At 72.1% G+C, this 23289-nt stretch carries 23 protein-coding genes; 8 read left to right on the top strand and 15 right to left on the bottom strand.

Annotation, left to right across the window (positions count from 1 at the left end; genetic code table 11):
• Positions 1-14: 14 nt before the first annotated feature.
• Both ABZT14_RS22525 and bioB read right to left on the bottom strand, forming a co-directional pair.
• Positions 15-1319, bottom strand: coding sequence for an adenosylmethionine--8-amino-7-oxononanoate transaminase (locus ABZT14_RS22525; RefSeq protein WP_356305600.1), 1305 nt, complete (start codon positions 1317-1319; stop codon positions 15-17).
• The gene (gene bioB / locus ABZT14_RS22520) at positions 1312-2511 is read right to left on the bottom strand and encodes a biotin synthase BioB (protein WP_356305598.1); all 1200 of its coding nucleotides are present in this window, start codon (positions 2509-2511) and stop codon (positions 1312-1314) included. Before bioB ends, ABZT14_RS22525 begins: the two co-directional genes overlap by 8 nt.
• A gap of 162 nt (positions 2512-2673) precedes the next feature.
• On the opposite strand from bioB, the gene ABZT14_RS22515 reads away from it, so the two are divergent.
• A complete protein-coding gene (locus ABZT14_RS22515) occupies positions 2674-3846 on the top strand; it encodes an 8-amino-7-oxononanoate synthase (RefSeq protein ID WP_356305596.1) in 1173 nt (390 codons plus the stop codon).
• Positions 3847-3880: 34 nt separating this feature from the next.
• On the opposite strand, the gene ABZT14_RS22510 is transcribed toward ABZT14_RS22515, so the two are convergent.
• On the bottom strand, positions 3881-4414 hold the full coding sequence (locus tag ABZT14_RS22510; RefSeq protein WP_356305594.1) for a DUF6328 family protein: 534 nt from the start codon (positions 4412-4414) through the stop codon (positions 3881-3883).
• A gap of 220 nt (positions 4415-4634) precedes the next feature.
• Here ABZT14_RS22510 and ABZT14_RS22505 point away from each other — a divergent pair, with 220 nt between their 5' ends.
• Positions 4635-6149 carry an FG-GAP and VCBS repeat-containing protein gene (locus ABZT14_RS22505; protein ID WP_356305592.1) on the top strand — a complete coding sequence of 505 codons (1515 nt, stop codon included), beginning with the start codon at positions 4635-4637 and terminating at the stop codon, positions 6147-6149.
• Positions 6150-6161: 12 nt separating this feature from the next.
• Here the strand turns inward: ABZT14_RS22505 and ABZT14_RS22500 are convergent, their stop codons facing one another.
• The 3 genes from ABZT14_RS22500 to ABZT14_RS22490 all read right to left on the bottom strand — a co-directional run bounded on the left by ABZT14_RS22500 (position 6162) and on the right by ABZT14_RS22490 (position 7905).
• Positions 6162-6632: a C40 family peptidase gene (locus ABZT14_RS22500; RefSeq protein ID WP_356305590.1), complete on the bottom strand. Its 471-nt coding sequence runs from the start codon at positions 6630-6632 to the stop codon at positions 6162-6164.
• A gap of 332 nt (positions 6633-6964) precedes the next feature.
• Positions 6965-7273 (bottom strand): hypothetical protein, encoded by a 309-nt coding sequence (locus ABZT14_RS22495; protein WP_356305588.1) that lies wholly within the window; start codon positions 7271-7273, stop codon positions 6965-6967.
• Positions 7274-7278: 5 nt separating this feature from the next.
• Positions 7279-7905 carry an ATP-dependent Clp protease proteolytic subunit gene (locus ABZT14_RS22490; protein WP_356305586.1) on the bottom strand — a complete coding sequence of 209 codons (627 nt, stop codon included), beginning with the start codon at positions 7903-7905 and terminating at the stop codon, positions 7279-7281.
• Between the two features lie 70 nt (positions 7906-7975).
• Here ABZT14_RS22490 and ABZT14_RS22485 point away from each other — a divergent pair, with 70 nt between their 5' ends.
• Entirely contained in the window at positions 7976-8293 is a 318-nt protein-coding gene (locus ABZT14_RS22485) for a type II toxin-antitoxin system Phd/YefM family antitoxin (RefSeq protein ID WP_356305584.1), read from the top strand.
• A 28-nt stretch (positions 8294-8321) separates the two neighbouring features.
• Here ABZT14_RS22485 and ABZT14_RS22480 read toward each other — a convergent pair whose 3' ends face one another.
• Positions 8322-9278, bottom strand: coding sequence for a M28 family metallopeptidase (locus tag ABZT14_RS22480; protein ID WP_356305582.1), 957 nt, complete (start codon positions 9276-9278; stop codon positions 8322-8324).
• A gap of 193 nt (positions 9279-9471) precedes the next feature.
• Positions 9472-10452, bottom strand: a complete 981-nt coding sequence (locus ABZT14_RS22475; protein ID WP_356305580.1) for an ABC transporter permease — start codon at positions 10450-10452, stop codon at positions 9472-9474.
• A gap of 107 nt (positions 10453-10559) precedes the next feature.
• Here ABZT14_RS22475 and ABZT14_RS22470 point away from each other — a divergent pair, with 107 nt between their 5' ends.
• Both ABZT14_RS22470 and ABZT14_RS22465 read left to right on the top strand, forming a co-directional pair.
• On the top strand, positions 10560-11204 hold the full coding sequence (locus ABZT14_RS22470) for a TetR/AcrR family transcriptional regulator (RefSeq protein ID WP_356305578.1): 645 nt from the start codon (positions 10560-10562) through the stop codon (positions 11202-11204).
• Positions 11205-11459: 255 nt separating this feature from the next.
• The gene (locus ABZT14_RS22465) at positions 11460-13085 is read left to right on the top strand and encodes an alpha/beta hydrolase (protein ID WP_356305576.1); all 1626 of its coding nucleotides are present in this window, start codon (positions 11460-11462) and stop codon (positions 13083-13085) included.
• A 162-nt stretch (positions 13086-13247) separates the two neighbouring features.
• On the opposite strand, the gene ABZT14_RS22460 is transcribed toward ABZT14_RS22465, so the two are convergent.
• The 6 genes from ABZT14_RS22460 to ABZT14_RS22435 form a co-directional block, all read right to left on the bottom strand.
• A complete protein-coding gene (locus ABZT14_RS22460; RefSeq protein WP_356305574.1) occupies positions 13248-13955 on the bottom strand; it encodes a lysophospholipid acyltransferase family protein in 708 nt (235 codons plus the stop codon).
• 101 nt (positions 13956-14056) lie between these two features.
• Positions 14057-14215 carry a hypothetical protein gene (locus ABZT14_RS22455; protein WP_356305572.1) on the bottom strand — a complete coding sequence of 53 codons (159 nt, stop codon included), beginning with the start codon at positions 14213-14215 and terminating at the stop codon, positions 14057-14059.
• Between the two features lie 118 nt (positions 14216-14333).
• Positions 14334-15272 carry a cytochrome c oxidase assembly protein gene (locus ABZT14_RS22450; RefSeq protein ID WP_356305570.1) on the bottom strand — a complete coding sequence of 313 codons (939 nt, stop codon included), beginning with the start codon at positions 15270-15272 and terminating at the stop codon, positions 14334-14336.
• Positions 15273-15377: 105 nt separating this feature from the next.
• Positions 15378-16103, bottom strand: a complete 726-nt coding sequence (locus ABZT14_RS22445) for a glutamine amidotransferase (RefSeq protein ID WP_356305568.1) — start codon at positions 16101-16103, stop codon at positions 15378-15380.
• 35 nt (positions 16104-16138) lie between these two features.
• Entirely contained in the window at positions 16139-17377 is a 1239-nt protein-coding gene (locus tag ABZT14_RS22440; RefSeq protein WP_356305566.1) for a MurT ligase domain-containing protein, read from the bottom strand.
• A 397-nt stretch (positions 17378-17774) separates the two neighbouring features.
• Positions 17775-18410: a TetR family transcriptional regulator gene (locus tag ABZT14_RS22435; RefSeq protein ID WP_356305564.1), complete on the bottom strand. Its 636-nt coding sequence runs from the start codon at positions 18408-18410 to the stop codon at positions 17775-17777.
• Positions 18411-18554: 144 nt separating this feature from the next.
• Here ABZT14_RS22435 and ABZT14_RS22430 point away from each other — a divergent pair, with 144 nt between their 5' ends.
• Positions 18555-19781: an acyl-CoA dehydrogenase family protein gene (locus ABZT14_RS22430; protein ID WP_356305562.1), complete on the top strand. Its 1227-nt coding sequence runs from the start codon at positions 18555-18557 to the stop codon at positions 19779-19781.
• 129 nt (positions 19782-19910) lie between these two features.
• On the opposite strand, the gene ABZT14_RS22425 is transcribed toward ABZT14_RS22430, so the two are convergent.
• The gene (locus ABZT14_RS22425; protein WP_356305559.1) at positions 19911-20180 is read right to left on the bottom strand and encodes a chaplin; all 270 of its coding nucleotides are present in this window, start codon (positions 20178-20180) and stop codon (positions 19911-19913) included.
• A gap of 270 nt (positions 20181-20450) precedes the next feature.
• Between ABZT14_RS22425 and ABZT14_RS22420 the strand changes: the two genes are divergently transcribed.
• Entirely contained in the window at positions 20451-21563 is a 1113-nt protein-coding gene (locus ABZT14_RS22420) for a hypothetical protein (protein ID WP_356305557.1), read from the top strand.
• A gap of 59 nt (positions 21564-21622) precedes the next feature.
• Entirely contained in the window at positions 21623-22810 is a 1188-nt protein-coding gene (locus tag ABZT14_RS22415; RefSeq protein ID WP_356305555.1) for a glycosyltransferase family 4 protein, read from the top strand.
• Positions 22811-23289: the final 479 nt, after the last annotated feature.

Raw genomic sequence — 23289 nt, 5'->3', positions numbered from 1 at the left:
TCCTCGTGGTCGGTTCAGGCGACCTCGGCCGCGGCGGCCAGGGCCTGACAGGTGCGGTGCAGGTCGTCGTCCCCGATCACGTAGGGCGGCATCACGTAGAGCAGGTCACGGAACGCGCGGAGCCACACGCCCTGTTCGGCCGCCGCGCGGGCGGCCCGCTCCCCGTCCACCGGGTGGTCCATGCGCACCACCCCGATCGCTCCCAGTACCCGCACCTCGGCCACCCGGTCCAGCGAGGCACAGGGGGCCAGGCCCTCGCGCAGCACCCTCTCGATCCGCCGTACCTCCCCGGCCCAGTCCTGTTCCAGCAGCAGGTCGATTGAGGCGCAGGCCACGGCGGAGGACAGCGGGTTGCCCATGAAGGTCGGCCCGTGGGCCAGCACCGGCACCTCGCCCTCGGAGATGCCCTCGGCGACCCGGGGCACGCACAGGGCGGCGGCCATGCTGAGGTAGCCGCCGGTGAGCGCCTTGCCCAGGCAGAGCACGTCCGGGGTGACCTGGGCGTGGTCGGCGGCGAACAACGTACCGGTACGCCCGAAGCCGGTGGCGATCTCGTCGAAGACCAGCAACACCCCCAGCTCGTCGCAGAGTTGGCGTAGCACCCGGAGGTAGCCGGGGGAGTGGAACCGCATCCCGCCGGCGTTCTGCACCACCGGCTCCACGATCACCGCCGCCAGCTCGTCGGCGTGACGGCTCATCAGCCGCCGCAGCTGGTCGACGTACTCCGGCTCCGGCTCCCGGTCGAAACCGGCCGGCGGGGCGTCGGCGAACACCTGCCGGGGCAGCGCCCCGGACCAGAGGTTGTGCATCCCCCCTTCCGGGTCGCACACCGACATCGGGTGCCAGGTGTCCCCGTGGTAGCCGCCGCGCCAGGTCATCAGCCGTCGCTTGTCGGGCCGGCCCCGGGAACGCCAGTACTGCAGGCACATCTTGACGGCCACCTCGACCGACACCGAACCGGAGTCGGCGAGGAACACGTGCTCCAGCCCCTCGGGGGTGATCTCCACCAGCCGCCGGGCGAGCCGCACCGCCGGTTCGTGGGTGAGCCCGCCGAACATCACGTGGCTCATCCGCCCCAACTGGTCCTGCACGGCGGCGTTCAGCACCGGATGGTTGTAGCCGTGGATGGTCGACCACCACGAGGAGGTGGCGTCGATCAACTCCCGGTGCCCGCCGACCGGTTCGGCCAGCCGGATGCGTACCCCGGAGGCGGACTCCACCACCAGGGGCCGGGACCGTCCCGGCATCGGCCCGTACGGGTGCCACACGTGCCGGCGGTCCCAGTCCAACAGCCGTTCCACGTCCAGCGGTTCAGGCATTGGGCGGCAGATCCGTTCCCGTGCCCCGCCGCCGTACCGCCACCAGGTCGGTACGGGCCGGCTCGTCCTCACCGGCCGCGCCCACCGTCGCCGGCACCGGCTCTGGGGCCTCCGGCGTGGACGCCCCGCCGCCGCAGGGGCCACAGCCACCGCCGCCCGCGTGCGAGCCGCAGCCCTCGGCGGCCTCGGCGCGGTGGGCGGGCAGGGTGGTGGTGTCGGTGCCCTCCACCTCGAAGCCGGCGTCGGCGATCATGTCCAGGTCGGCCTGGCCGGCCTGGCCCTCACTGGTGAGGTAGTCGCCCAGGAAGATGGAGTTGGCGATCTCCAGCGCCAGGGGCTGGAGCGAACGCAGGTGCACCTCGCGTCCGGCCGCCAGCCGTACCTCCACGTCCGGGCAGACGAAGCGGACCATGGCCAGGACGCGCAGCGCGCGACGGGGGTTGAGGTGCCACTCCTTGGCCAGCGGGGTGCCCTCGAAGGGGATGAGGAAGTTGACCGGCACCGAGTCGGGGTTCAACTCCCGCAGGGCGAAGGCGACATCGACCAGGTCCTCGTCGCTCTCCCCCATGCCGGCGATCAGGCCGGAACACGGGGAGAGGCCGGCGGCCTGGGCCTGGCGCACCGTGTCGACGCGGTCGGAGAAGTCGTGGGTGGTGCAGATGTCGCCGTAGGTGGCCTCGGAGGTGTTGAGGTTGTGGTTGTAGGCGTCGGCGCCGGCGTCCCGTAGCCGGTCCGCCTGGCCCGCGCTGAGCAGGCCGAGGCAGGCGCAGATCTCGACGTCCCCGTTGCTCTCCTTGATGGCGGCGATGGTCTTGGAGACCCGCTCCACGTCACGGTCGGTCGGTCCGCGTCCGCTGGCCACCAGGCACACCCGCTTGGCGCCCCCGGCCACACCGGCGCTCGCGGCCTCGGCGGCCTCCTCGGGCTTGAGCCAGGTGTACTTGAGGATCTCCGCCTTGGAGCCGAGCCGCTGGGAGCAGTACGAGCAGTCCTCGGGGCACAGCCCGGACTTGAGGTTGACCAGGTAGTTGAGTTTCACCCGCCGGCCGAACCACCGCCGTCGTACCCTGCCGGCCGCCGCCACCACCTCCAGCAGCGACTCGTCGGGTGAGCGCAGTACGGCCAGCGCCTCCTCGCGGGAGGGCGTCTGTCCGCGCAGCCCCTTGTCCACCAGCGTGTTCAGCAGCTCCATGGCGCTGATCCTTGCCCATGACCGCACCGTGAGCCAAGTGGAGATCGCACAAGGAGCCCGCAAACAACTGTGGGTATCACCACACCCCCTTCACTCGTCAGGCTCGCTAGCGTCGGGGAGCGTGTCAGACGAACGCACACGAGCAGGGTGAGAGGACGCCAGATGACCCAGGAGCCGGCGGACCCCTTCGACTGGATACGGGAGTCCTCCCGCCGACGTCGCGAGGCCGGACTCGACCGCGCCCTGCGCTACCGCGACGCCACCTCCTCCCTGGTCGACCTCGCCAGCAACGACTACCTGGGCCTCACCCGCCACCCCGACGTCACCGAGGCCGCGGCCGAGGCCGCCCGACGGTGGGGCGCCGGCTCCACCGGCTCCCGGCTGGTGACCGGCACCACCGCCCTGCACGGCCAACTGGAGGAGGAACTGGCCGAGTTCACCGGGTTCGAGGCGGCGCTGGTGTTCTCCTCGGGGTACGCCGCCAACCTCGCCGCGCTCACCACCCTGGGCCGCGCCGGGTCCCTGATCGTCTCCGACGAGGGCAACCACGCCTCCCTCATCGACGGTTGCCGCCTGGCCCGGGCCCGTACCGCCGTGGTGCCCCACCGCGACCCCGCCGCCGTACGCAAGGCACTCGCCAGCCACCAGGGGCCCGGCCTGATGGTGACCGACTCGGTGTTCTCCGTGGACGGCGACCTCGCCCCCCTGGACCGGCTCAGCCAGGAGTGCCGCGCCCGGGGCGCCGCCCTGGTGGTCGACGACGCCCACGGCCTGGGCGTCCTGGGCGAGGGCGGGCGCGGCGCGGCGCACGCCGGGGGGCTCGCCGGCTCCCCGGACACCGTCAGCACCGCCACCCTCTCCAAGTCGCTGGGCAGCCAGGGCGGCGCGGTCCTCGGCCCGGCCCGGGTGATCGGGGAACTGCGTAACGCCGCCCGCACCTTCATCTTCGACACCGGCCTGGCCCCGGCCGCCACCGGCGCCGCCCTGGCCGCGCTGCGCCGACTCCGGGGCGAGCCCGAACGCGCCCTGCGGGTACGCCAGGTCGCCCGCACCCTCCACCGACGGCTGACCGAGGCCGGGCTGCCGGCCACCCCGCCGGACGCCGCCGTGGTGTCGGTACCCGCCCCCACCCCCGAGGCCGCCGTCCGCTGGGCGGCCGACTGCCGGGAACGCGGACTGTGGGTGGGCTGCTTCCGCCCACCCTCGGTACCCGACGGCATCTCCCGGGTACGGCTCACCGCCCGCGCCGACCTCACCGACGCGGAGGTGGACGAGGCGGTCACCACACTGGTCGCCACCGCCCCGCCCGTTGGGGGACCGGCCCGGGAGTACTGACCCGGGACCGGTCAGCCGGGCCGGCTCGCAGGGGTCAACGGCCCGGGTCCTCCGACCCCGGAGGGGCAGGCGTCCGACGGCGCTCGGTCAGGTACCGCAGCGCCCAGGGCACCCCGGCCCAGGTCACCGCGCAGGCCACCACGGTCAGCCCGCACACCACCGCCCCCCAGGCCCGACCCAGCACCAGGCTGGTCACCAGCAGCACCGCGCCCGCCAGGGTCAGCGACAGGGCCCCCAGTCCGACGGCGGCCAGCCGCGAGGAGACCTCCACCACCAGGCGCTTGGCGTCCCGGCGGAACAGCCAGCGGTGGAGGGCGGCCGGCGCCGTGAACAGCACCGCCGTCAGCACGGCCAGCAGGAAGGTGGTGACGTACACCCCCTTCTCGTACGCGTGCAGCTCCGGGAAGCGCTCGGTGAAGACGATGGTCAGCAGGAACGCGAAGAGGATCTGCACCCCGGTCTGCACGACCCGCAGCTCCTGGAGCAGCTCCACGAAGTTGCGGTCGTCCCGCTGGCGGGGGGTCTCGTTGCGGGCCGCCGAATGGGCCCCGGTGCGCCCGTCGCTCATGGGGTACGGGTGCCCTGACGCGCGGTGCTCAGTCGTCCCGCCCCGCCCCGGTTACGTACTCCCGTCCGGCGCCGACCCGTTCGGGATCCTCCACACCCGCCCACGAGTTCGGCCCCCACCGCAACCCCGAGCCGGGCGTGGGGTGTCGTCACGGGGGTAAGGGTGTGCGGGCACCGGGCCCGGTGCCCGCACCTCACGCACGACCGTCGTGGAGTGATCCGTGGCAGAGCGCAACAACAACCCCGTACGTCGCCGGCCCCTCCTGTACGCCGCCCTCGCGGCGGTGACCGCGGTCACCGTGGTCCTGGGGGTGCTGGCCTGGCAGAACCCGGGGGGCTCCGGGGACGAGCCCAAGGCCGGGAAGACCCCGCAGTCCGGCCCGGCCGGTACCGCGCCGCAGGCCGACTTCGACCGGGACGGGCACGCGGACCTCGCCGCCAGCTCCGACTTCACCGACCACGTCGCCGTCACCTACGGCGGTGACGGCGACAAGCGCCGAGGACAACGGCTCAGCCTGGACAGTCCCGGGGTTCCCGGAAAGCAACAGAGGGGCGTCAGTTTCGGCGACAACCCGGTGACCGGGGACTTCGACGGCGACGGCTACACCGACCTGGCCGTCGACGTCAGCAGCTCGCGCAAGAAGAACCGGACGGCCCGGGGCGGAGTCATGTTCGTCTGGGGTTCCCCGGACGGGCTGCGGGACGGCACCTACGTCCAGGGCGTGCCCCGTGGCTTCGACCTGAACGGCAACGGCCCCCACACGCTGACCGCCGCGGACTTCGACGGCGACCGGCACGTGGACCTGCTCTGGAAGGTCTCGGGTGAACGGGCCCTGCTGAAGGGCCCGTTCACCCGAGACGGGGACCCGTCCGGCACCGACGACGTACCGGCTCCGGCGGCGCGGAAGGACGCCGACCTGATCCAGACCCTCGCGGCCGACCTCGACGGTGACGGAGTCGCCGAGCTGATGAGTGTCCACGGCTACACCGAGGACGACATGACCGGCGGGGTGACCACCAGCTACCTGCCCAGCGGCAAGGACGGCTTCGGCAAGCCCGAGAAGGACCGGCTCCCCGGTATCTCCACCGCGACCACCGGCGACGTCGACAAGGACGGCTACCCGGACCTGATCATGCACCGCCACCCCGAGAACAGCCCTCCCGACGGGGGGACTCCGGGCCCGGTCGAGGTCTTCCACGGTTCCGGTGACGGCCCGGAGAAGTCGCCCCGCACCCGTATCGACCGGGGCACCGAGGGGGTGCCGGGGAAGAAGGAGGAGCCCGACTCCTTCGGCTCCGCCCTGGACGCCGGTGACGTGGACGGCGACGGCTACGCCGACGTGGTCACCGGCGACTCCGGCGAGAACCTCACCGCGACCGGCGAGGTCAAGGACGGGAAGACGGCGGGTGCCGTCTACCTCCTGCGTGGCGGCAAGGACGGCCTGACCGGCGAGAAGACCCAACGCGTCGACCAGACCACCGTGGACCGGCCGGAGAAGCCCGGACAGGACGGGTTCGGCGACGCGGTGCGCCTGCTGGACGACAACGGCGACCGTAAGGCTGACCTGGCCGTCCTGGCCCCCAAGGAGGACCAGGTCGGCCGCCTGCGGCTGCTCACCGGCACCAGGGACGGCCTGACCGGTAAGGGCGGTTGTTCGCTCGGCCCCGAGGACCACGACGTCCCCAGGGAACGGGCGAAGAAGGACGTCGGCTTCGCCACCCGGCTGGTGCGGTGAGCCACGGCCGGGTCAGCGGACCCGGCCGTACCGCACGCTCTTGGTCCAGATCTTCTCCAGGCGTACCACCGCCCCGGGTTTGGGGGCGTGCCAGATCCGGCCCTTGCCGGCGTAGATGCCCACATGGGAGATGGTGCCGTTGCGGGGGAAGAACACCAGGTCGCCCAGCCGGCGTGAACTGGCCGGGACCTTGGTGGAGTTGCGGTACTGGTCGGCCGCGGTGCGCGGCAGGCTCTTGCCCAGGCGCTTGAAGGCGTAGCGCACCAGCCCCGAGCAGTCGAAGCGGGACGGTCCGTTGCCGCCCCACTGGTAGGGGGAGCCCTTCTTGGAGGCGGCGACGCGCACCGCCTCGGTATGGGAGGGGGCGGCCTCCGCCGGGGCGACGCCGACCAACGTCGGTCCGGCGACGGCGGCGACGGTGAGGGTCGCGACGGCGCTCACACGTGACAGCAGCGCGGAAGCTGAGGTGGTGTATTCGCTCATAGCGGGCATACTGCGCTATTTGTTCGGGAGTTCCCGGCGGGGAACACGTAAAGTCCGCGAGCCGGCTGCCCTATTCGGGTGGCCGGTCGGACGCGGAACGTGACGCGAAACGCGCGGTGTGTCACCTCTCACCAGCGGCGATGGCGCGTCCGAGGGGCCCGCCCCGTGCAAGGCGGTGCGGGCCACCTCATCGGCGGGACCCCAAGTCCGTATGGGTGAGCCACAGATGGCCCGTGTCCCGGGTGCGCGGCCACCCGGGACGGCGTTGTTGCCGGTGCGTCAGGTCCAACCGGCCCCGCTGGTGGGGGAGTTGGCGTCGCGGGCCGCGAGGCTCACTCTCCGGCGAGGGCGGGGAGGCCCACCCGGGCCGCCCGGCGCTCCCCGTCCAGCGTCCGCAGGGCGCGTGTCAGGGTGGCGGTGTGAAGCTCCCGTTCGCCGCGCTCGTGCATCAAGGCCAGCGCCGCGCACAGGGATTGGGCGCGGGAGGGGAGCGCCTGGGCGGCCCGCAGTCCGCCGTAGGTGTGCACCCCGCGTGCCGGGTTGACCCGGCCCAGCAGGTCCACGACCTCCAGGTAGGAGTCGACCAGTCGCCCCTCGGCCTGGGTCAGTGCCGGCAGTGGCGGCAGTTCGGGCGGAAGCATCGCGGTCACCTCGCTCCCGGGCCGCCGGGGCGGCGGGTGACCAGTCGGTCCACCAGTCCGTAGGCCTTCGCCTGCTCCGCGTCGAGGACGCGGTCCCGCTCGATGTCCTCGTGTACCCGTTCCTCGGGGTGACCGCTGTGTTCGGCGAGCATCCGCTCCAACGTCGCGCGGGTGCGCTGGAGTTCGGCGGCCTGGATGGCCAGGTCGGCCGGCTGCCCCTCCACCGGCTCCGCCAGGGAGGGCTGGGACAGCCGTACCCGGCAGTGCGGCAGGGCGAGCCGCTTGCCGGGGGCGCCGGCCCCCAGCAGTACGGCCGCCAGGGGGCCGGCCTCGCCCAGGCAGACGGTCTCCACGTCGCAGGTGACGAAGCGCATCGTGTCGTAGACGGCGGTCATCGCGGTGAACGAGCCGCCGGAGGAGTTGACGTACAGGGAGATGTCCCGGTCGGGGTCCGCGTGCTCCAGGTGCATCAGCTGGGCGGTGATGGTGGTGGCGGTGAAGTCGTCCAGGGGCGTGCCGAGCAGGACGATCCGTTCCTCCAGCAGCTTGGAGTACGGGTCGAGGGTGCGGGTGCCGCCGTCGCGGCGTTCGGTGAATTCGGGCAGCACGTGGTGCCCGGAGGGTGCGCGCATGGCCGTTCCTTCCAGCGGGGCCGGTGTCTGTAAAAAATGTACAGGATGTACGTGACGTTATGCTGGGGGTATGGCCTATGAGATTCCGGTGACCCAGGCACGTGCCGAACTCGCCGAACTGATCAACCGCGCGGTCTACGGCGGGGAACGGGTGGTCATCACCCGGCACGGGAAGCCCCTGGTGGCCCTGGTGTCGGCCGCTGACCTGGAACGCCTCGACCAACTCGACCAGCGGGAGGACGCCGGCGAGGAGGAGGTCATCAGCACCGTCTCCTCCGCCCGTTCCTCGATGGGGAGCGGCGCCCCCCGGCAGGGCGACTTCGGCATCGTGGCCCGGCACGACAGCGGCCCGGCCGCCTCCAACAGGCGGCCGGGCCGGGAGAGTTGAGGTCACGCGCCCGGGGGCGCGGACCCGGTCAGGAGCTGAGCTGCCAGATCGCGTGGGCGATGGCGTCGGAGTTCAGGTCCAGGGCCTTCTCGTCCACGTTGCCGGTGTCGTCACACGAGGAGTGGTAGCAGGGGTCGAAGGGTTCGCCCGCCTCGCCGCCCCACTGGTCCGCCTGCTCCTGGGTCTTGGTCGCGCCGGCACCGGTGAACAGTCCGCCCACCCGGATGCCGGCCTGCTCGAAGGAGGCGTGGTCGGAGCGTCCGTTGGTCTCCTCGGAGGGGCCGGTGGGGATGTCCTTGGCCTGGAACCAGTCGGCGAACACCTCCTGGATCGCGGCGTCCTCCTCGTAGACGAAGTACCCGGGGTTGGGTGAGCCGATCATGTCGAAGTTGAGGTACGCCTCGATCTTGTCCTGCTCGCCCTGGTCGAGGCCCTCCACGTAGTTCTGGGAGCCGACCAGTCCGAGTTCCTCCGCGCCCCACCAGGCGAAGCGCAGGTGCTTGCTGGGCTGGAGGTCGGCCTTCGCCACCTGGAGGGCGACCTCCAGGATGCCGGCCGAGCCGGTCCCGTTGTCGTTGATGCCGGCGCCGTCGTCCACCGAGTCGATGTGCGCCCCGGTCATCAGGACCGGACTGTCGTCGCCGCCACCCTTGGGCCAGTCGGCGATCAGGTTGTAGCCGGTGCCGCCGGCGGTCTCGAACTCCTGGACCTGGGTCTCGAAGCCGGCGTCGTCCAGCTTGCCCTTGACGTAGTCGATGGAGGCCTTGTGGCCCGGCTCGCCGTGGGCGCGGTTGCCGCCGTTCGCCTCGGCGATCTTCTCCAGTTCCTGGAGGTGCTGCTGGACGTTGGCCACCGGTACGTCCGGGGCCTCGGCCGCCGCCGGGGTGCCGCTGGCGTGGGCGCCCGCGGCGCCCAGCAGGGCGAGGGCCAGCGCGGCGGAGGAGGAGACGACGACAGCGCGTCGCCTGGTCTTACGTATCACCATGAGCTCCGATGTGTGGGGGGTTTGTGGTGCGGAGCGGCGTCACAGAGACGCGACCACGAAGAAACCCCACCCGCAACCCGGGAGTCAAGGCCGCTGACCTCGCCCGGGGGTGGCCGTGACCCCGGGCGAGGTCAGCCGGTCGTACCCCCGCGCCTCGGTGAACGGCCCGCCGTGGCGCGACGGTTGACGTCCCTCAGGCGGGCGCCGGATCACCCTCCGGCTGCCGGCTCGCGGTGCCGCGCCGTGCCCCCAGCATCACGGCGACCGTTCCGAGGATCACCCACACGGCCAGCGTCAACAGGGGTACGCCCGCCCCGTGGCCGTCGAAGTACGCCACCGAGCGCAGGGCCGAACCGGCCGCCCCCGGAGGCAGCAACTGCCCGAGGAAACCGGCCGGTTGGGGCAGCAACTCCGGGGCGGAGGTCAACCCGGAGAAGGGGTTGCCCAACAGGACGACCAGCAAGGCGCCCACGCCCAGGCCCGGTTGGCCCAGCAGGGCGCCCAGTCCGGCCACGACGCTGCCGGAGGCGAGGGCGGCCAGGGCCAGCACCCCCAGTTCCGCCCACCAGGCACCGCTGAGGGCGCCCAGCCAGTTGTGCGCCAGCAGCACCCCGACCAGCCCGGTCAGGCAGGCGGCGCCCACCAGGACCACCAGGGCCCGTGCGCCACGGAACCCCAGTACGGTCACCATCGCCCCCAGGGCCATGCCGGCCAGCGCCAGGGGCAGGGCGCTGGAGCTGAGTACCGCGCCACGGGGGTCGCTGTCCGGGGTGGGCACCACGTCCTCGGTGGTGACCCGGAGGTGCTCCGGGGCCTGGCCCCGGACCGCGTCCTGGAGCAGTTGGGCGACCACGGGGCTGGCCGCCGAGGCGGTCAGTACCCGGACGCCCTGGGGGGAGGCGACCACGGCTCCGTAGACCTCGCGGTGTTCCACGGCCTCGCGGGCGGCCCGCTCGTCGGCGTACCGGTGGATCTCGAACGCGTCGGGGCGGCGCTCCAGTTGCTTCTGTAGCGGTGCGGTGGCCTGGGCGGGGCCGGCGACTCCGAGGGGGAGGTCGCGCGGGGCGGTCCGGCTGGCCGGCCAGGTGAAGGCCCACAGGGCCAGGCCCACCAGGACCGGGACCAGGACCATCACCGCGACCATGCGCCGGGCGGTGGGGGTGGTCTGGGGCATCGGTTCCTCGCATCTCGCAAAGAGAAGGATCGTTCGTTTTTCGTCCTCACGGTCTCGCCGGGACGCGCCGGTTGTCAAGAAAGAACGTTCGTTTTACGGTCCCTTCCATGGCCCGCGTATCCCAGGAACACCTTGACGCGCGACGTCGGCAGATCCTCGACGGCGCGCGCCGCTGCTTCGCCCGCAACGGCTTCCACGCCACGTCCATGCAGGACGTGCTGGGGGAGGTGGGCCTGTCCGCCGGGGCCGTCTACCGGTACTTCCGGGGCAAGGACGAGATCGTCACCGCCGTCGCGGCGGAGGCCCTCGCCGCGGTCCGGGACGCCTACAACGAGCTGACCGCCGAGGACCGGTTGCCGTTGCCCGACGAGATCTTCGTCGGCGTACTGGAGCGGGTGCGCGGCACCTTCGAGGGCGCCGACGACCGCACCCTGCCCCAACTCCTGCTCCAGGTCTGGGGAGAGGCCCTGCGGAACCCCGAACTGGCCGAGGTGATGCGGGAGGCGTACCAGGACCTGCTGGGCCGTTGGCGACGCCTGGTGGAGGACTACCAGGAACGCGGCTGGCTCGACCCCGAGGCGTCGGCCGAGGAGGTGGCCCGCACCCTGGTCGCCACCGTGCAGGGCTACTTCGTCCAGCAGGCCCTGTTCGGTGGGCTGGGTCCCGAGGACTTCCGCCGGGGAATGCGGGGCCTGCTGACGCTGAACCCGGTCGAGGAGGGCGACGGGTCGGCTGGCCCGGCCGGTAGTTGACGCCGCCTTATGGGCGGTGATGTCACCCCTTGGCACCTTCTGCGCCGCCCCCGGATGGCCGGCTGATTCACGTCTTGGTAAAGATCATTATCGTGTGCTACCGCTCGCCCGGGAGGAGACGGAAGTATCCGCCCTGAGATCGCCCACCAGGAGACCGCCCACGACGCCACCAACGAACGAGGGCGGGCCACCCACCCGAACAAGGGGGAACAGATTGTGAGAAAGCGCGTCATAGCATGGGGTACCGCGGGAGTAGTGGCCGCGAGTACCCTGACCGCCGTCTCCCTCGCCGCGCCGTCCGCGCTCGCCGGTGACAGCGAGAAGAACCATGGCAAGCCCGCCCAGAGCGCTGCCGAGGCGCGGGGCGTGAAGATCGCCGCCAAGCGTGCCGCCGCCAAGGGCATCGACTGGAAGACCTGCCCCGAGGACTGGGGCGTCGCGGACCCGATCAAGTGCGGATTCGTCACCGTGCCGGTCGACTACAAGAAGCCCAACGGCAAGACCATCAAGATCGCCGTGGACCGGGCCGAGTCCACCGGGAGCAAGTCCGAGCGACAGGGCTCCCTGCTCTACAACCCCGGTGGTCCCGGCGGCTCCGGCCTCCGCTTCCCCACCCGCGTCACCACCGAGAACCCCCTGTGGACCAAGGCCGCCAAGGCGTACGACTTCGTCGGCTTCGAGCCCCGGGGCGTCGGCCACTCCGCCCCCATCTCCTGCATGGACCCGCAGGAGAGCGTGAAGGCGCCCAAGCCCGACCCGGTGCCCGACAGCGAGGCCGACAAGCTCGCCGGGCGCAAGCGCGCCAAGGAGTACTCCGAGGGCTGCCGTGAGCGCAGCGGCGCCATGCTGCCGCACATGACGACCACCAACACCGCCCGTGACCTGGACGTGTTGCGTGCCGCCCTGGGCGACAAGAAGCTCAACTTCATCGGTGTCTCCTACGGCACCTACCTGGGCGGCGTGTACGCCACCCTGTTCCCGGAGCACGTGCGCCGACTGCTCCTGGACAGCGTCGTCAACCCGGCCCGGGACAACATCTGGTACCAGGCCAACCTCAACCAGAACGTCGCCTTCCAGACGCGCTGGGAGGACTGGACGAAGTGGGTCGCCAAGCACGACGACACCTACGGCATCGGCAGCTCCGCCCAGCAGGTCCAGAAGCAGTGGGACAAGCTGCGGGCCACCGTGAAGAAGGAGCCCCTCGGCGGCCAGGTCGGTCCCGAGGAGCTGCTCGGCTTCTTCCAGGGCGCGCCCTACTACGACGAGATGTGGGCCGAGGTCGCCAAGATCTGGTCCGCCTACATCAAGGGTGACGAACAGCCGCTGATCGACGCCGCCTCGCCCGACATGGACGACACCGCCGGCAACATCGCCAGCGAGAACGGCACCGCCGTCTACAACGCGGTGGAGTGCACCGACGCCAAGTGGCCCCGCAGCTGGAAGAAGTGGGACCGTGACAGCGAGCGGCTGCACAAGGACTACCCCTTCCTGACCTGGTCCAACACCTGGATGAACCTGCCCTGCGCCACCTGGGGCAAGCAGTACCGGCCCATCGAGGTGGGCGCCAAGAAGCTCCCCTCGACCCTGCTGGTGCAGTCCGAGCGGGACGCGGCCACCCCGTACGAGGGCGCGGTGGAACTCCACAAGCGCCTCAAGGGCTCCCGTCTGATCACCGAGGAGAACGCCGGTTCCCACGGTGTGACCACCTGGGAGAACTCCTGCATCAACAAGCGGGTGGACAACTACCTGCTGAAGGGCAAGGTCGACAAGAAGGACGTGACCTGCGCCCCGCACCAGACGCCCACCCCCGAGGAGGGCGAGACGGCCAGCTCCAAGGCGAAGAAGGGTGCCCCGCTGCCGGGGCTGCCCACCGTGCGCTGAGCCGTGCCGGGTGACCGGTCGCTGACAACCGAATAACCGTCACCACAGGCGGGGGCGGGCCCGGAGGGCCCGCCCCCGCCTCCCTTGTCCCGTGCGGGCGGCGGGGCGCAGGGCCTTCGCCAGCGGGGGAGCGGGGACAACTCCGTACGGTGTGGCCCCGGTTCAGCCGGCCGAGTTGTCCTCGGCACGGGCCGCCTGCTGGGCGGCCTTGGCGTCCGGGGCGTACATGTCCACGTACTCCTGGCCCGACAGCCGCAGGATCTCGCCCATGATCTCGTCGGTCACCGCCCGCAGCACCGCCCGCTCGTTCTCCATCCCGGCGTGCCGGGAGAAGTCCAGGGGCTCGCCGAACCGAATGGTGACCCGGCCCAGCTTGGGGATCTTCCGTCCCGGTGGTTGCACCTCGAAGGTGCCGACCATGGCGCAGGGGATCACCGGGACCCCGGCCTGGAGGGCCATCGACGCCACCCCCACCCGGCCCTTGTAGAGCCGGCCGTCGTGGGAGCGGGTGCCCTCGGGGTAGATGCCCAGCAGCTCGCCCCGGGACAGCACCCCCAGCCCCTCCTCGATCGCGGCCTGCGCGGCCCTGCGGCCCCGCCGGTCCACCGGGATCTGCCCGACGCTGCGGAAGAACGCGGCGGTCAACCGGCCTTTCAGCCCCGGCCCGTTGAAGTACTCCGCCTTGGCGAGGAAGGTGATCCTGCGGTGCAGCATCGCCGGCATCAGGAAGTGGTCGGAGAACGACAGGTGGTTGCCCGCGACGATCGCTGGGCCCTCCGCCGGAACGTGCTCCAGGCCCTCGATGCGGGGGCGGAACGCCACCCGTAGCGCGGGACCCAGCAGCACGTACTTGCACAGGTAGTAGAACAACTCCGGCCTCCCAGAGAGTCACGGTGCGTGGCACCGTAACCTCCCGGGCGGCCACCCCGGGAGGGGGCGCGCACGGAAGGCTCTCCGTGGGGTCGGCCGGGTCAGCTCTCCGACATGGTCAGCGTGCCCAGGGTGGTCAGGCCCAGCACCACCCAGGAGAACCACAGCCAACCGTTACCGCCGAGCACCGCCGAGTAGGCCGAGACCAACACCAGGGCCACGATCGTGCACAGCGCCATCGCCTTCGTCGAACCCGTCATCTCAGCACCCTTCTCGCGGTCGCCGCACCCAGGCACCGTGACCGTGGGGTGACCACGGTCCAGTACTCCATGGTCCCCGCTGAGTGACGGGTACGCCACTGCTGGGCGGTGCCCGCCGTCAGCGGGTGCGCAGCGAGGCGAGGTAGGCGTTGTACGCGGCCAACTCGGCGTCCCCGTCGCGGTCCGCCGCCCGGTCGGCCCGACGGGCCTGCCGCTGCTCGGACATGTACCACTGGAACAGCAGCGCCAGCAGCACGAACAGTGAGGGGATCTCGCTGAAGGCCCAGGCGATGCCCCCGGCCGCCTGCTGGTCCTCCAGGGCGCTGACCCCCAGCGAGGCCGGGGGGTGGGCGAAGGTGCTCACCATGGGTTCGGTGCCCATCATCAGCGCGATCCCGAAGAACGCGTGGAAGGGCATTCCGGCGAACAGCTCCAGCATCCGCATCACGTACCCCGGCCGGTGCGGACCCGGGTCCACGCCCATGATCGGCCAGAAGAACACCAGGCCCACCGCCAGGAAGTGCACCATCATCGCCAGGTGGCCCGGCTGGGTGCGCATCAGGGTGTCGAACAGCGGGGTGAAGTACAGCGCGTAGAGGCTGGCGATGAACAGCGGGATGGTGAACGCCGGATGGGTCACCACCCGCAGGTAGCGGCTGTGCAGCAGGGCCACCAGCAGCTCGCGCGGGCCCCGGCCGGAGCCCGCCGAGGCGGGCAGCGCGCGCAGGGCGAGGGTCACCGGCGCCCCCAGCAGCAGCAGAATCGGCGAGAGCATACTGACCACCATGTGCTGCACCATGTGGACGCTGAACAGCACCATGCCGTAGTCGCCCAGACCGGTGCACATCACCAGCGCCACGGTCAGCACCCCGACCACGAACCCGCAGGTGCGCCCCCAGGGCCATTCGTCCCCCCGGCGCCGCAGCCGGACGACGCCCCACAGGTACAGACCCAGCGCCAGCAGGCAGCCGGTCAGGAAGAACGGCTCCCCGGTGAACTCCAGTCCCCGCCCCAGGGTGAAGGGGGGCAGGTCCATCCCGTCGTGGCCGTGATCCATCCGTACTCCGATCCTCGGCCACCAGGGTACGTATGGCCCCCGCACCCGAGGGCGTGGGGGCCATACGTACCGTCGTCCGTGCCCCCGTGGACCGGGGGCGGGGGGTCAGACGGCCTGTGCGGCGGCGATGCGCTCCGCGCGCAGCGCCTCGTACCAGGTCTCGTCCACCGGGTTGAGGTTGTTGACCTCCAGCGCCAGCCGGATCAGCAGGTCCGCGATCTGCGGGTTGCGGGCGAGCACCGGGCCGTGCAGGTAGGTGCCGAAGACGGTGCCGTTCCAGGCGCCCTCGGTGCCGTCGCCGACGCCGTTGCCCTTGCCCAGCCGTACCTGGGCGAACGGGCGGGCGTGCGGCCCCAGGTGGGTCACGCCCTGGTGGTTCTCGAAGCCGGTGAGCGCGGGCAGGCCCAGCCGGGAGTCGACGTCGCCCAGCACGTCGCCGACGCAGCGCTCGGCCTCGCCCCGACCGCTGGTCACGTCCAGCAGGCCGAGGCCCTGCTCGCGCTGGCCGAGGTCGTTGACGAACTCGTGCCCCAGGATCTGGTAGCCGGCGCACACCGAGAAGATGATCGCGCCGTTGTCGCTGGCGCGGTTCAACCCGCCGTCGCGGCGCAGACGTTCGGCGGCCAGCCGCTGGGGCCGGTCCTCACCGCCGCCGATCAGATAGATGTCCCCGTCAGTGGGGATCGCCTGGTCGGAACGGACGTCCCGACGCTGTACGGTCAACCTCCGCTGCTGGGCCCGTCGTTCCAGGACCAGGGCGTTGCCCTGGTCGCCGTAGGTGCTCAGTAGGTCCGGGTAGACCCACACGATCCTCAGTGCCATGTCGTTCATGATCGCTGTCCCTCTCCCGTGAGTGCTACGCGGGGTCAGTTGCCGACGGCGCGGCGCAGGTCCTGGAAGGCCGTGTAGTTGGCGATGGCCTCGATCTGCCCGGGCGGGCAGCCGCGCACCGCCTCGGCCGCGTCCTGACAGACCTCGAAGTCCACGCCCGCCACCTCCAGGCGTACCGCGAGGTCGAGCTTGCGGTCACCGATGACCCGGATGGGGTGCCCGGCCAGTCGGGAGTAGTCCACGTCCCACAGCCACGAGGTGTCGGTGCCGTCGGCCGAGCGGGCGTTGACCGACAGCAGTACGGGGGTGGGCGGGGGGTCGATCAGGGAGAAGGTCTCCAGCCAGCCGGCCGGGTTCTTGGCCAGCAGCAGCCGTACGTTCCGCCCCTGGTAGGTGACCACGTCGTAGCGGCCGGCGACCGCCGTCACCGAGTACATCCGCTCCAGCGCCTGCTGGGGCGGCACCCCGAAGACGGCCGCCACCGCGGTGGAGGTGGCCGCGTTGGCGCGGTTGGCCCGGCCGGGGAGCTGGAGCCGGATGGGCCAGCCCACCCCCTGCGGGTCGACCACCTGCTCCCCGTGCAGGGCCCAGGTGGGGGTGGGACGGCGGAAACCGCACTCACCGCAGAACCAGTCGTCCCCGGGCCGCTGCATCACGCCGCCACAGGAGGGGCAGGACCAGGCGTCGTCCTTCCACTCCTGCCCGGCGGCCACCCACACCACGTTGGGGGAGGAGGACGCCGCCCACACCACCAGGGGGTCGTCGGCGTTGGCGATCACCGTGGCCTTGAGGTCGGCCAGCCCCTCGCGCCACCGCTCGGCCAGCATCCGCGTCTCGGCGGCCCGGTCCAACTGGTCGCGGGAGAGGTTGAGCAGGGCGATCGCCTTGGGGCCGACGTCCCTGGCCACCCCTGCCAGGTACTTCTCGTCCACCTCGATGACCCCGTACTGGGCGCTGGACCCGCCGGCCAGCGCGGAGGTGATGCCGGCCGGCATGTTGGCGCCCAGCGCGTTGGAGACGACCTCGCCGTGGGCCCGCAGCGCCTCGGCGATCAGCCGGGTGGTGGTGGTCTTGCCGTTGGTGGCCGACACCAGCACCACGTCGAGATGGCGGGCCAACCGGGCCAGCAGGTCGGGGTCGAGCCGCAGCGCGACCTTGCCCCCGATGACCGATCCGCTTCCCCGACCGGCGGCACGTGATACCGCCGAGGCCGCCTTGCCTGCCGTGACGGCGAACTTGGCGCGCGTCGACAGCGGCTCCGTGTTTCCTGCCATCGCCCTGGTCCCTCCTAGGGGGTTTCTTCTTGCTCGTGTTGGATCAGTGAGCGCGTTCTGGTGCCGTGGATCGCAAGGTCGAGGAGGAATCCGATGCGTCGCCAGTCGGCGCACACCGGTGACCGACGGCACCCCTGCCAGCGCCGCGAGGCACGGTGCCAGGGCACGCGAGCCCGGCGATGACCGAAAGAGACAGACCCCCTTGCCCTGAGATCGGGCTCCAGCCTATCGAGCCACGGCGGTGCCACCGACCGCGCCACCCGACGGGCCCCCCTCCGAACCCGTGTCGCGCCGTCCCGGACCGGGCGCCTTTCCGCCGCCTCCGGGCAGGTGCGCTGGAGGTGCGGGCGCCTCCGAGGGAGCCGGACGCGGGTACGTGCCGGCCGGGGTCGTCGGGTCAGAAGGCGGGCGCTCCCTGGCGGTCCTTGGCCTCGGCCAGCCCGCCCCACAGCAGGTCGGCGAGGGTACGCACCAACTCCTGGCGGGAACAGGGCTGTTGGCCCAGCCACCAGTCGCCCGCGGCGTGCATCATCCCGACGATGCCGTGCCCCCAGATCCGGGCCTGCTCCGGCCCGTGCGCTCCGTCCATCTCCAGTCGCTCGACGATGACCGTGCCCAACTCCTCGCCCATGCGCCGCAACAGGGGGCTCTGGTGCTGGCCGTTGCCGAGGCCGTTCTCCTCCCCGGCCTCGCCCTCGGGGTGCATCAGGAAGCGGTAGACCTGGGGGTGCGCCTCGATGGCGGCCAGGTAGGTGTCGAGGGTGTTCTCCACGCGCTGTCGGCGGTCGCCGGGCTGGTCCAGGGCCTGGCGGAGGCCTTCGAGCAGGGCGTCGGTGTGGCGTACGGCCAGGGCGCGGTAGAGCCCGCCCTTGTCGCCGAAGTGGCGGTAGAGGATGGGTTTGGTGATGCCGGCCTCGGCGGCGATGGCGTTCATGGAGGCGCCGGGGCCGTCGCGGAGGACCACGCGGTTCGCCGCCTCCAGCAGTTCCCGGCGTCTGCGTTCGGTGCCGTCCTGTTGGTCCCGTGCGCTCATGCGTCCTCCCCACCGTGAAGCCGTTCCCGGCCGCAACGTAACATTCGCCGCTTTGGTCTTTTCGCCCTGGCCAGGAGGTTGACATGCTCTACTCGCCGGTAACAGACTCCGAGTTACCGAAAGTAAGCCCGCTCGGAGGGACCCATGACCGACTTCGCCCTTGACCTCAATGACGACCAGAAGTCCGTACGGGAATGGATCCACGGCTTCGCGGCCGACGTGATCCGGCCCGCCGCCGCCGAATGGGACGAGCGCGAGGAGACTCCCTGGCCGATCATCCAGGAGGCGGCCAAGATCGGGCTCTACTCGCTGGACTTCTACGCGCAGCAGTACTTCGACCCCACCGGGCTGAGCGTCCCCATGACCATGGAGGAGCTGTTCTGGGGCGACGCGGGGATCGCGCTGTCCATCGTGGGCACCGGCCTGGCGGCGGTGGGCGTGCTCGCCAACGGTACCGAGGAGCAGATCGGCACCTGGATCCCCCAGATGTACGGGGACGTCAACGACGTGAAGGTGGCGGCCTTCTGCTCCTCCGAGCCGGACGCCGGGTCCGACGTCGCCGCCATGCGCACCCGCGCCGTCTACGACGAGGCCAAGGACGAGTGGGTCCTCAACGGCACCAAGACCTGGGCCACCAACGGGGGGATAGCCAACGTCCACGTGGTGGTCGCGGTGGTCGACTCCGAACTGGGCTCCAAGGGGCACGCCTCGTTCATCGTGCCGCCGGGCACGCCCGGACTGTCGCAGGGGCAGAAGTTCCTCAAGCACGGCATCCGCGCCTCCCACACCGCCGAGGTGGTGTTGGACGACGTACGGGTGCCCGGGTCGTGCCTGCTGGGCGGCAAGGACAAGCTGGACGAGCGACTGGCCCGCGCCCGGGAGCGCGCCAAGGGAGGCGGGGAGCGGGTCAAGAACGCGGCGATGGCGACCTTCGAGGCGTCCCGCCCGGCGGTCGGGGCCATGGCCGTGGGCACCGCCCGGGCCGCGTACGAGGTCGCCCTGGACTACGCCAAGACCCGGGTGCAGTTCGGTCGCCCGATCATCGACAACCAGGGCGTGGCCTTCCAACTCGCCGACATGCGCACCCAGATCGACGCCGCGCGGATGCTGGTGTGGCGGGCCTCGTGGATGGCCTCCGCCGGCAAGCCCTTCGAGTCGGCCGAGGGCTCGATGTCCAAGCTGTACGCCAGCGAGGTGGCGAAGAAGGTGACCGGGCAGGCCATCCAGATCCTCGGGGGCAACGGCTTCACCCGGGAGTACCCGGTGGAGCGGATGCACCGCGACGCGGCCATCTACACCATCTTCGAGGGCAGCAGCGAGATCCAGCGCCTGGTCATCGCCCGCACCATCTCCGGCGTCAACATCCGCTGAACCGCGCCCGGCCCGCCCCCGCACGCGCCGATGGGCGCCCCACCGAAGACGGTGGGGCGCCCATCGCGCGGTTCACCCTGCCGGTCAGGCCCAACTCCCCGGTCCCACCGGGACGTTGGGCCCGCGCCGTCACTTGTGCGAGTGGCCGGCGTCGTTGACGCAGCTGTTGCCGAAGCTGGGGTTCAGCAGGCCGATCACGTTGATCGAGTTGCCGCACAGGTTGACCGGGATGTGCACCGGGACCTGCAGCACGTTGCCGCTGGCGACACCGGGGGAGTGGGCGGCGACACCCTGGGCGCCGGCGCCACCACCGTCGTGGGCGGCGGCTGCACCGGCGCCGCCCAGGAGGACCGCGCAGCTGGCGGCGGTGAGGGTGGCTGCCTTGGAGACTCGGTTCATTCTCCGTCTTCCTTTCCGCTTGTGTATGGGACAACCTCCTCAACGATCAGGCCCGGCCGGGGACATGGGCTGTGGCCGAGGAGTTCGGCGAATTCGCTCGACCCCGGTGACGGGACGACGGCCCCTCCGAGAGCGCGGTCCGATGAACCTACGGTTGCGCCCGTCCCGTGCTCGCTCGGCGCGTTGATGCGCGCCTCACCTCCTTGCCCCGCGCGCATATGTCATGGTCAGTCCCGGTTTCCACCGATGGACGCCGAGGAGCGCCGAGGAATGCGGAGGCGAGTCATGCGTACCGACCCGGGGCACGCCAGCCGGAGAGCCTGCTGCGTCGTGGGTGCCCTGGCGGTGGCCCTGGCCCTTCCCCACTCCGTGGCCACCCCCGACCCGAGGGAACGCTCCCGCGTCCCCTTCACCGAGCGGTACCGGGCGGTGCAGCACGGGGGGCTGGTACGCGCCGCCAACACCGTCGTCACCTGCGAGAAGGCGGTCACCGCCACAGCTGACCGCTGCGCCCCCGGCACCCTGCGCGGTGGCCGGAACAACGACTACCGGATGACCCACGTCGACGTGGACGACGACCGGGAGACCCGCAACTCCAGCCGGGCGGAGCTGGGGCTGCCCCACCGCGCCCGGGTCTCCTACGCGCGCCTGTACTGGGGCGGCAACCTGCGGGCCGACGAACGGCGACCGGCACGGGACAACGGGTGGGTGCTGTTCGCCGAGCCGGGCGGCTCCTACAAGCGGGTACGGGCCGACTCCACCATCGGCCGCCACCGGGGCTCCGGGGGCCGTGACCCCGACGGCTACACCGCCTCCGCCGACGTCACCGCCCTGGTGCGGGATGCCGGCGCCGGCCCGTACACCGTGGCCGAGGTGAACGTCGCCACCGGGCACTCGGCCTCCGGCACCTGGGGCGGATGGACCCTGGTCGTCACCTACGAGGACGACCGGGAGCCCCTGCGCGAACTGGCCGTCTGGGACGGCTACGAGCGACTGCACGACCGCCGTGACCGGCTGTCGGTCACCCTGCCCAGGCCCCGGTTCCCCGCCCGGGCCTCGGGAACCCTCGGCCTCGTGGCCTACGACGGCGACCGGGGCCAGGGGCACGACTCCCTCCACGCCCGGGCCGGTTCGGGAAGCGGGGTCCGCCTCCACGACAAGGCCAACCCGGCCGGAGACGTACTGAACTCCACCCTCTCCGACCGGGGGCGGGCCACCCGGGGCACCCCCGCCTACCCCAACACCCTCGGTTACGACTCCGACGTGCTGGACCTGACCCCGGCCCTGGCCCGAGGCGGCGAGGGCCTCCGGGTGGACCTGTCCACCCGGGGAGACGACTTCCAGCTGGCCGCCCTGTTCCTGGCGGCCACCGCACGACGCTGACCCCCGGCCCCACCCGGGCCCGGCCGTACCCCCACCCAGCCACCGTGTCGGGAGCCCCCATGTCCAGACAGACGCCCGCACCACAACCGTTGACGGTGCTGCACCTGGCCCACCCGAGCACCGGCGGTGTCGCCCGAGTCGTCACCGACCTGGTCCGGGCGCAGACCAGGGCCGGTGTCCACGCCGTGGTCGCCTGCCCCGCTGAAGGCGAACTGCCCACGACCGCACGGGAGGCCGGGGCCCGGGTCGTGCCCTGGGCCACCCGGCGCGAACCGGGACCGGGGATGCCCCGCGAGGCCCTGGAGGCGTCCCGACTGGTCGACCGGTGGCTGCCCCACCTGGCGCATCTGCACGGAGTCCGGGCCGGACTGGCCGGCCGGCTCGCCGTACGTGGCCGGCTCCCCACCGTCTACCAGCCGCACGGCTGGTCCTTCGACACGGCGCCGGGCCTCACCTCCGCACTGACCCTGGGCTGGGAGAGGTTCGCCACCCGCTGGGCCGACCGCGTCCTGTGCGTCAGCGAGGGCGAACGGCTCCACGGGCGTTCCCAACAGGTACGCGGCTGCTGGACCGTGATCCGTAACGGGGTGGACCTGGGGCGCTTCCGGTACGCGGAGGACGGCGACCGCGCCGAGGCCCGCGCCCGGCTGAGGCGGCACCACGGCATCGACCCCCGGGCCCCGTTGGCGGTCTGCGTGGGCCGACTGTGCCCGCAGAAGGGACAGGACCTGCTGCTGGAGGCCTGGTCCACGGTGCGCACCCGGTTGCCCGAGGCCTACCTCGCCCTGGTCGGCGACGGCCCCGACCGGGACGCCCTGCACGGGGCGCGCCCCTCCCGGGTGGCACTGGTGCCGCACACCGACGAGCCGGAACTGTGGTACACCGCCGCCGACCTGGTGGTGTCGGCCTCGCGCTGGGAGGGCATGGCGCTGGTCCCCCTGGAGGCGATGGCCGTCGGCCGGCCTGTGCTGCTCACCGATGTCGCCGGCGCCCGCGAGAGCCTCCCCGCCGAACTACGTCGCTCCTGTCTGGTCCCACCCGGCCAACCGGCGGCCCTGGCCGGGGCGTTGACCACCCTGCTGGCCGACCCCGGTCGCCTCGCCGCTCTGGGGCGGACCGGTCACCAGCACGTGCGCGCCGGCTTCGCCGTCGACCGCACCACCTCGGCCGTACTGCGCCTCTACCACGACCTGCTCGCCCGCCACGCGCCGACCGCCCCGCCCGTGGAGGAGGGCGTGCGCCCATGACCGGCGCGTACGCAGGCCGGGGTGACCGCGCCCCAACCCGTCCGAACCGCCCCACCGCGCGGCCGGCCCCTCCGGCACGGTCGCCGGCGCTGGTCGACGGGGCGGCCGACGACCCGGCCCGCCCGGATGGCGGGCGAGGAGCCCGAACCCGCTGTGCGCCGGTGGCGCAGCGCTCACCGCCCTGACCCCGGCATCCCCCCACCGCCACTGAGCGCCATTCGGGGCTGGCCCGTCCCGGCGTACGCCCCTGACCTGACCGTTCGCTCCGCCCCCCAGGTGCCCCGGCGCCGCGGGTCGCCGCCGGGCGAAGGCCAGGTCGTGGAGCCGGCCCGGCCGCCCCTCCACCGGCGCCGGTGGCCGGCGAACCGGACACCGGCCCCCGGAGGCGGCGTCGCATCCGGTGCTCCGCCACGACGGCCCCCCACTCCACCCACCCCGCCCCCTCGTGAGACCCGTTGCCCACCCGGTCCGTCCTGGAG

It is taken from the genome of Streptomyces sp. NPDC005438 (genome assembly GCF_040606315.1).
In the GTDB taxonomy this organism is placed as follows: Bacteria; Actinomycetota; Actinomycetes; order Streptomycetales; family Streptomycetaceae; genus Streptomyces.
This window is presented reverse-complemented; position numbering and strand designations above follow the sequence as displayed.

Bases quoted from the DNA above. Each gene is read 5' to 3' on its own strand.
- ABZT14_RS22525 (WP_356305600.1), bottom strand. From the start codon at position 1,319: ATGCCTGAACCGCTGGACGTGGAACGGCTGTTGGACTGGGACCGCCGG.
- bioB (WP_356305598.1), bottom strand. From the start codon at position 2,511: ATGGAGCTGCTGAACACGCTGGTGGACAAGGGGCTGCGCGGACAGACG.
- ABZT14_RS22515 (WP_356305596.1), top strand. From the start codon at position 2,674: ATGACCCAGGAGCCGGCGGACCCCTTCGACTGGATACGGGAGTCCTCC.
- ABZT14_RS22510 (WP_356305594.1), bottom strand. From the start codon at position 4,414: ATGAGCGACGGGCGCACCGGGGCCCATTCGGCGGCCCGCAACGAGACC.
- ABZT14_RS22500 (WP_356305590.1), bottom strand. From the start codon at position 6,632: ATGAGCGAATACACCACCTCAGCTTCCGCGCTGCTGTCACGTGTGAGC.
- ABZT14_RS22495 (WP_356305588.1), bottom strand. From the start codon at position 7,273: ATGCTTCCGCCCGAACTGCCGCCACTGCCGGCACTGACCCAGGCCGAG.
- ABZT14_RS22490 (WP_356305586.1), bottom strand. From the start codon at position 7,905: ATGCGCGCACCCTCCGGGCACCACGTGCTGCCCGAATTCACCGAACGC.
- ABZT14_RS22485 (WP_356305584.1), top strand. From the start codon at position 7,976: ATGGCCTATGAGATTCCGGTGACCCAGGCACGTGCCGAACTCGCCGAA.
- ABZT14_RS22480 (WP_356305582.1), bottom strand. From the start codon at position 9,278: ATGGTGATACGTAAGACCAGGCGACGCGCTGTCGTCGTCTCCTCCTCC.
- ABZT14_RS22475 (WP_356305580.1), bottom strand. From the start codon at position 10,452: ATGCCCCAGACCACCCCCACCGCCCGGCGCATGGTCGCGGTGATGGTC.
- ABZT14_RS22470 (WP_356305578.1), top strand. From the start codon at position 10,560: ATGGCCCGCGTATCCCAGGAACACCTTGACGCGCGACGTCGGCAGATC.
- ABZT14_RS22455 (WP_356305572.1), bottom strand. From the start codon at position 14,215: ATGACGGGTTCGACGAAGGCGATGGCGCTGTGCACGATCGTGGCCCTG.
- ABZT14_RS22450 (WP_356305570.1), bottom strand. From the start codon at position 15,272: ATGGATCACGGCCACGACGGGATGGACCTGCCCCCCTTCACCCTGGGG.
- ABZT14_RS22445 (WP_356305568.1), bottom strand. From the start codon at position 16,103: ATGAACGACATGGCACTGAGGATCGTGTGGGTCTACCCGGACCTACTG.
- ABZT14_RS22440 (WP_356305566.1), bottom strand. From the start codon at position 17,377: ATGGCAGGAAACACGGAGCCGCTGTCGACGCGCGCCAAGTTCGCCGTC.
- ABZT14_RS22435 (WP_356305564.1), bottom strand. From the start codon at position 18,410: ATGAGCGCACGGGACCAACAGGACGGCACCGAACGCAGACGCCGGGAA.
- ABZT14_RS22430 (WP_356305562.1), top strand. From the start codon at position 18,555: ATGACCGACTTCGCCCTTGACCTCAATGACGACCAGAAGTCCGTACGG.
- ABZT14_RS22425 (WP_356305559.1), bottom strand. From the start codon at position 20,180: ATGAACCGAGTCTCCAAGGCAGCCACCCTCACCGCCGCCAGCTGCGCG.
- ABZT14_RS22420 (WP_356305557.1), top strand. From the start codon at position 20,451: ATGCGGAGGCGAGTCATGCGTACCGACCCGGGGCACGCCAGCCGGAGA.
- ABZT14_RS22415 (WP_356305555.1), top strand. From the start codon at position 21,623: ATGTCCAGACAGACGCCCGCACCACAACCGTTGACGGTGCTGCACCTG.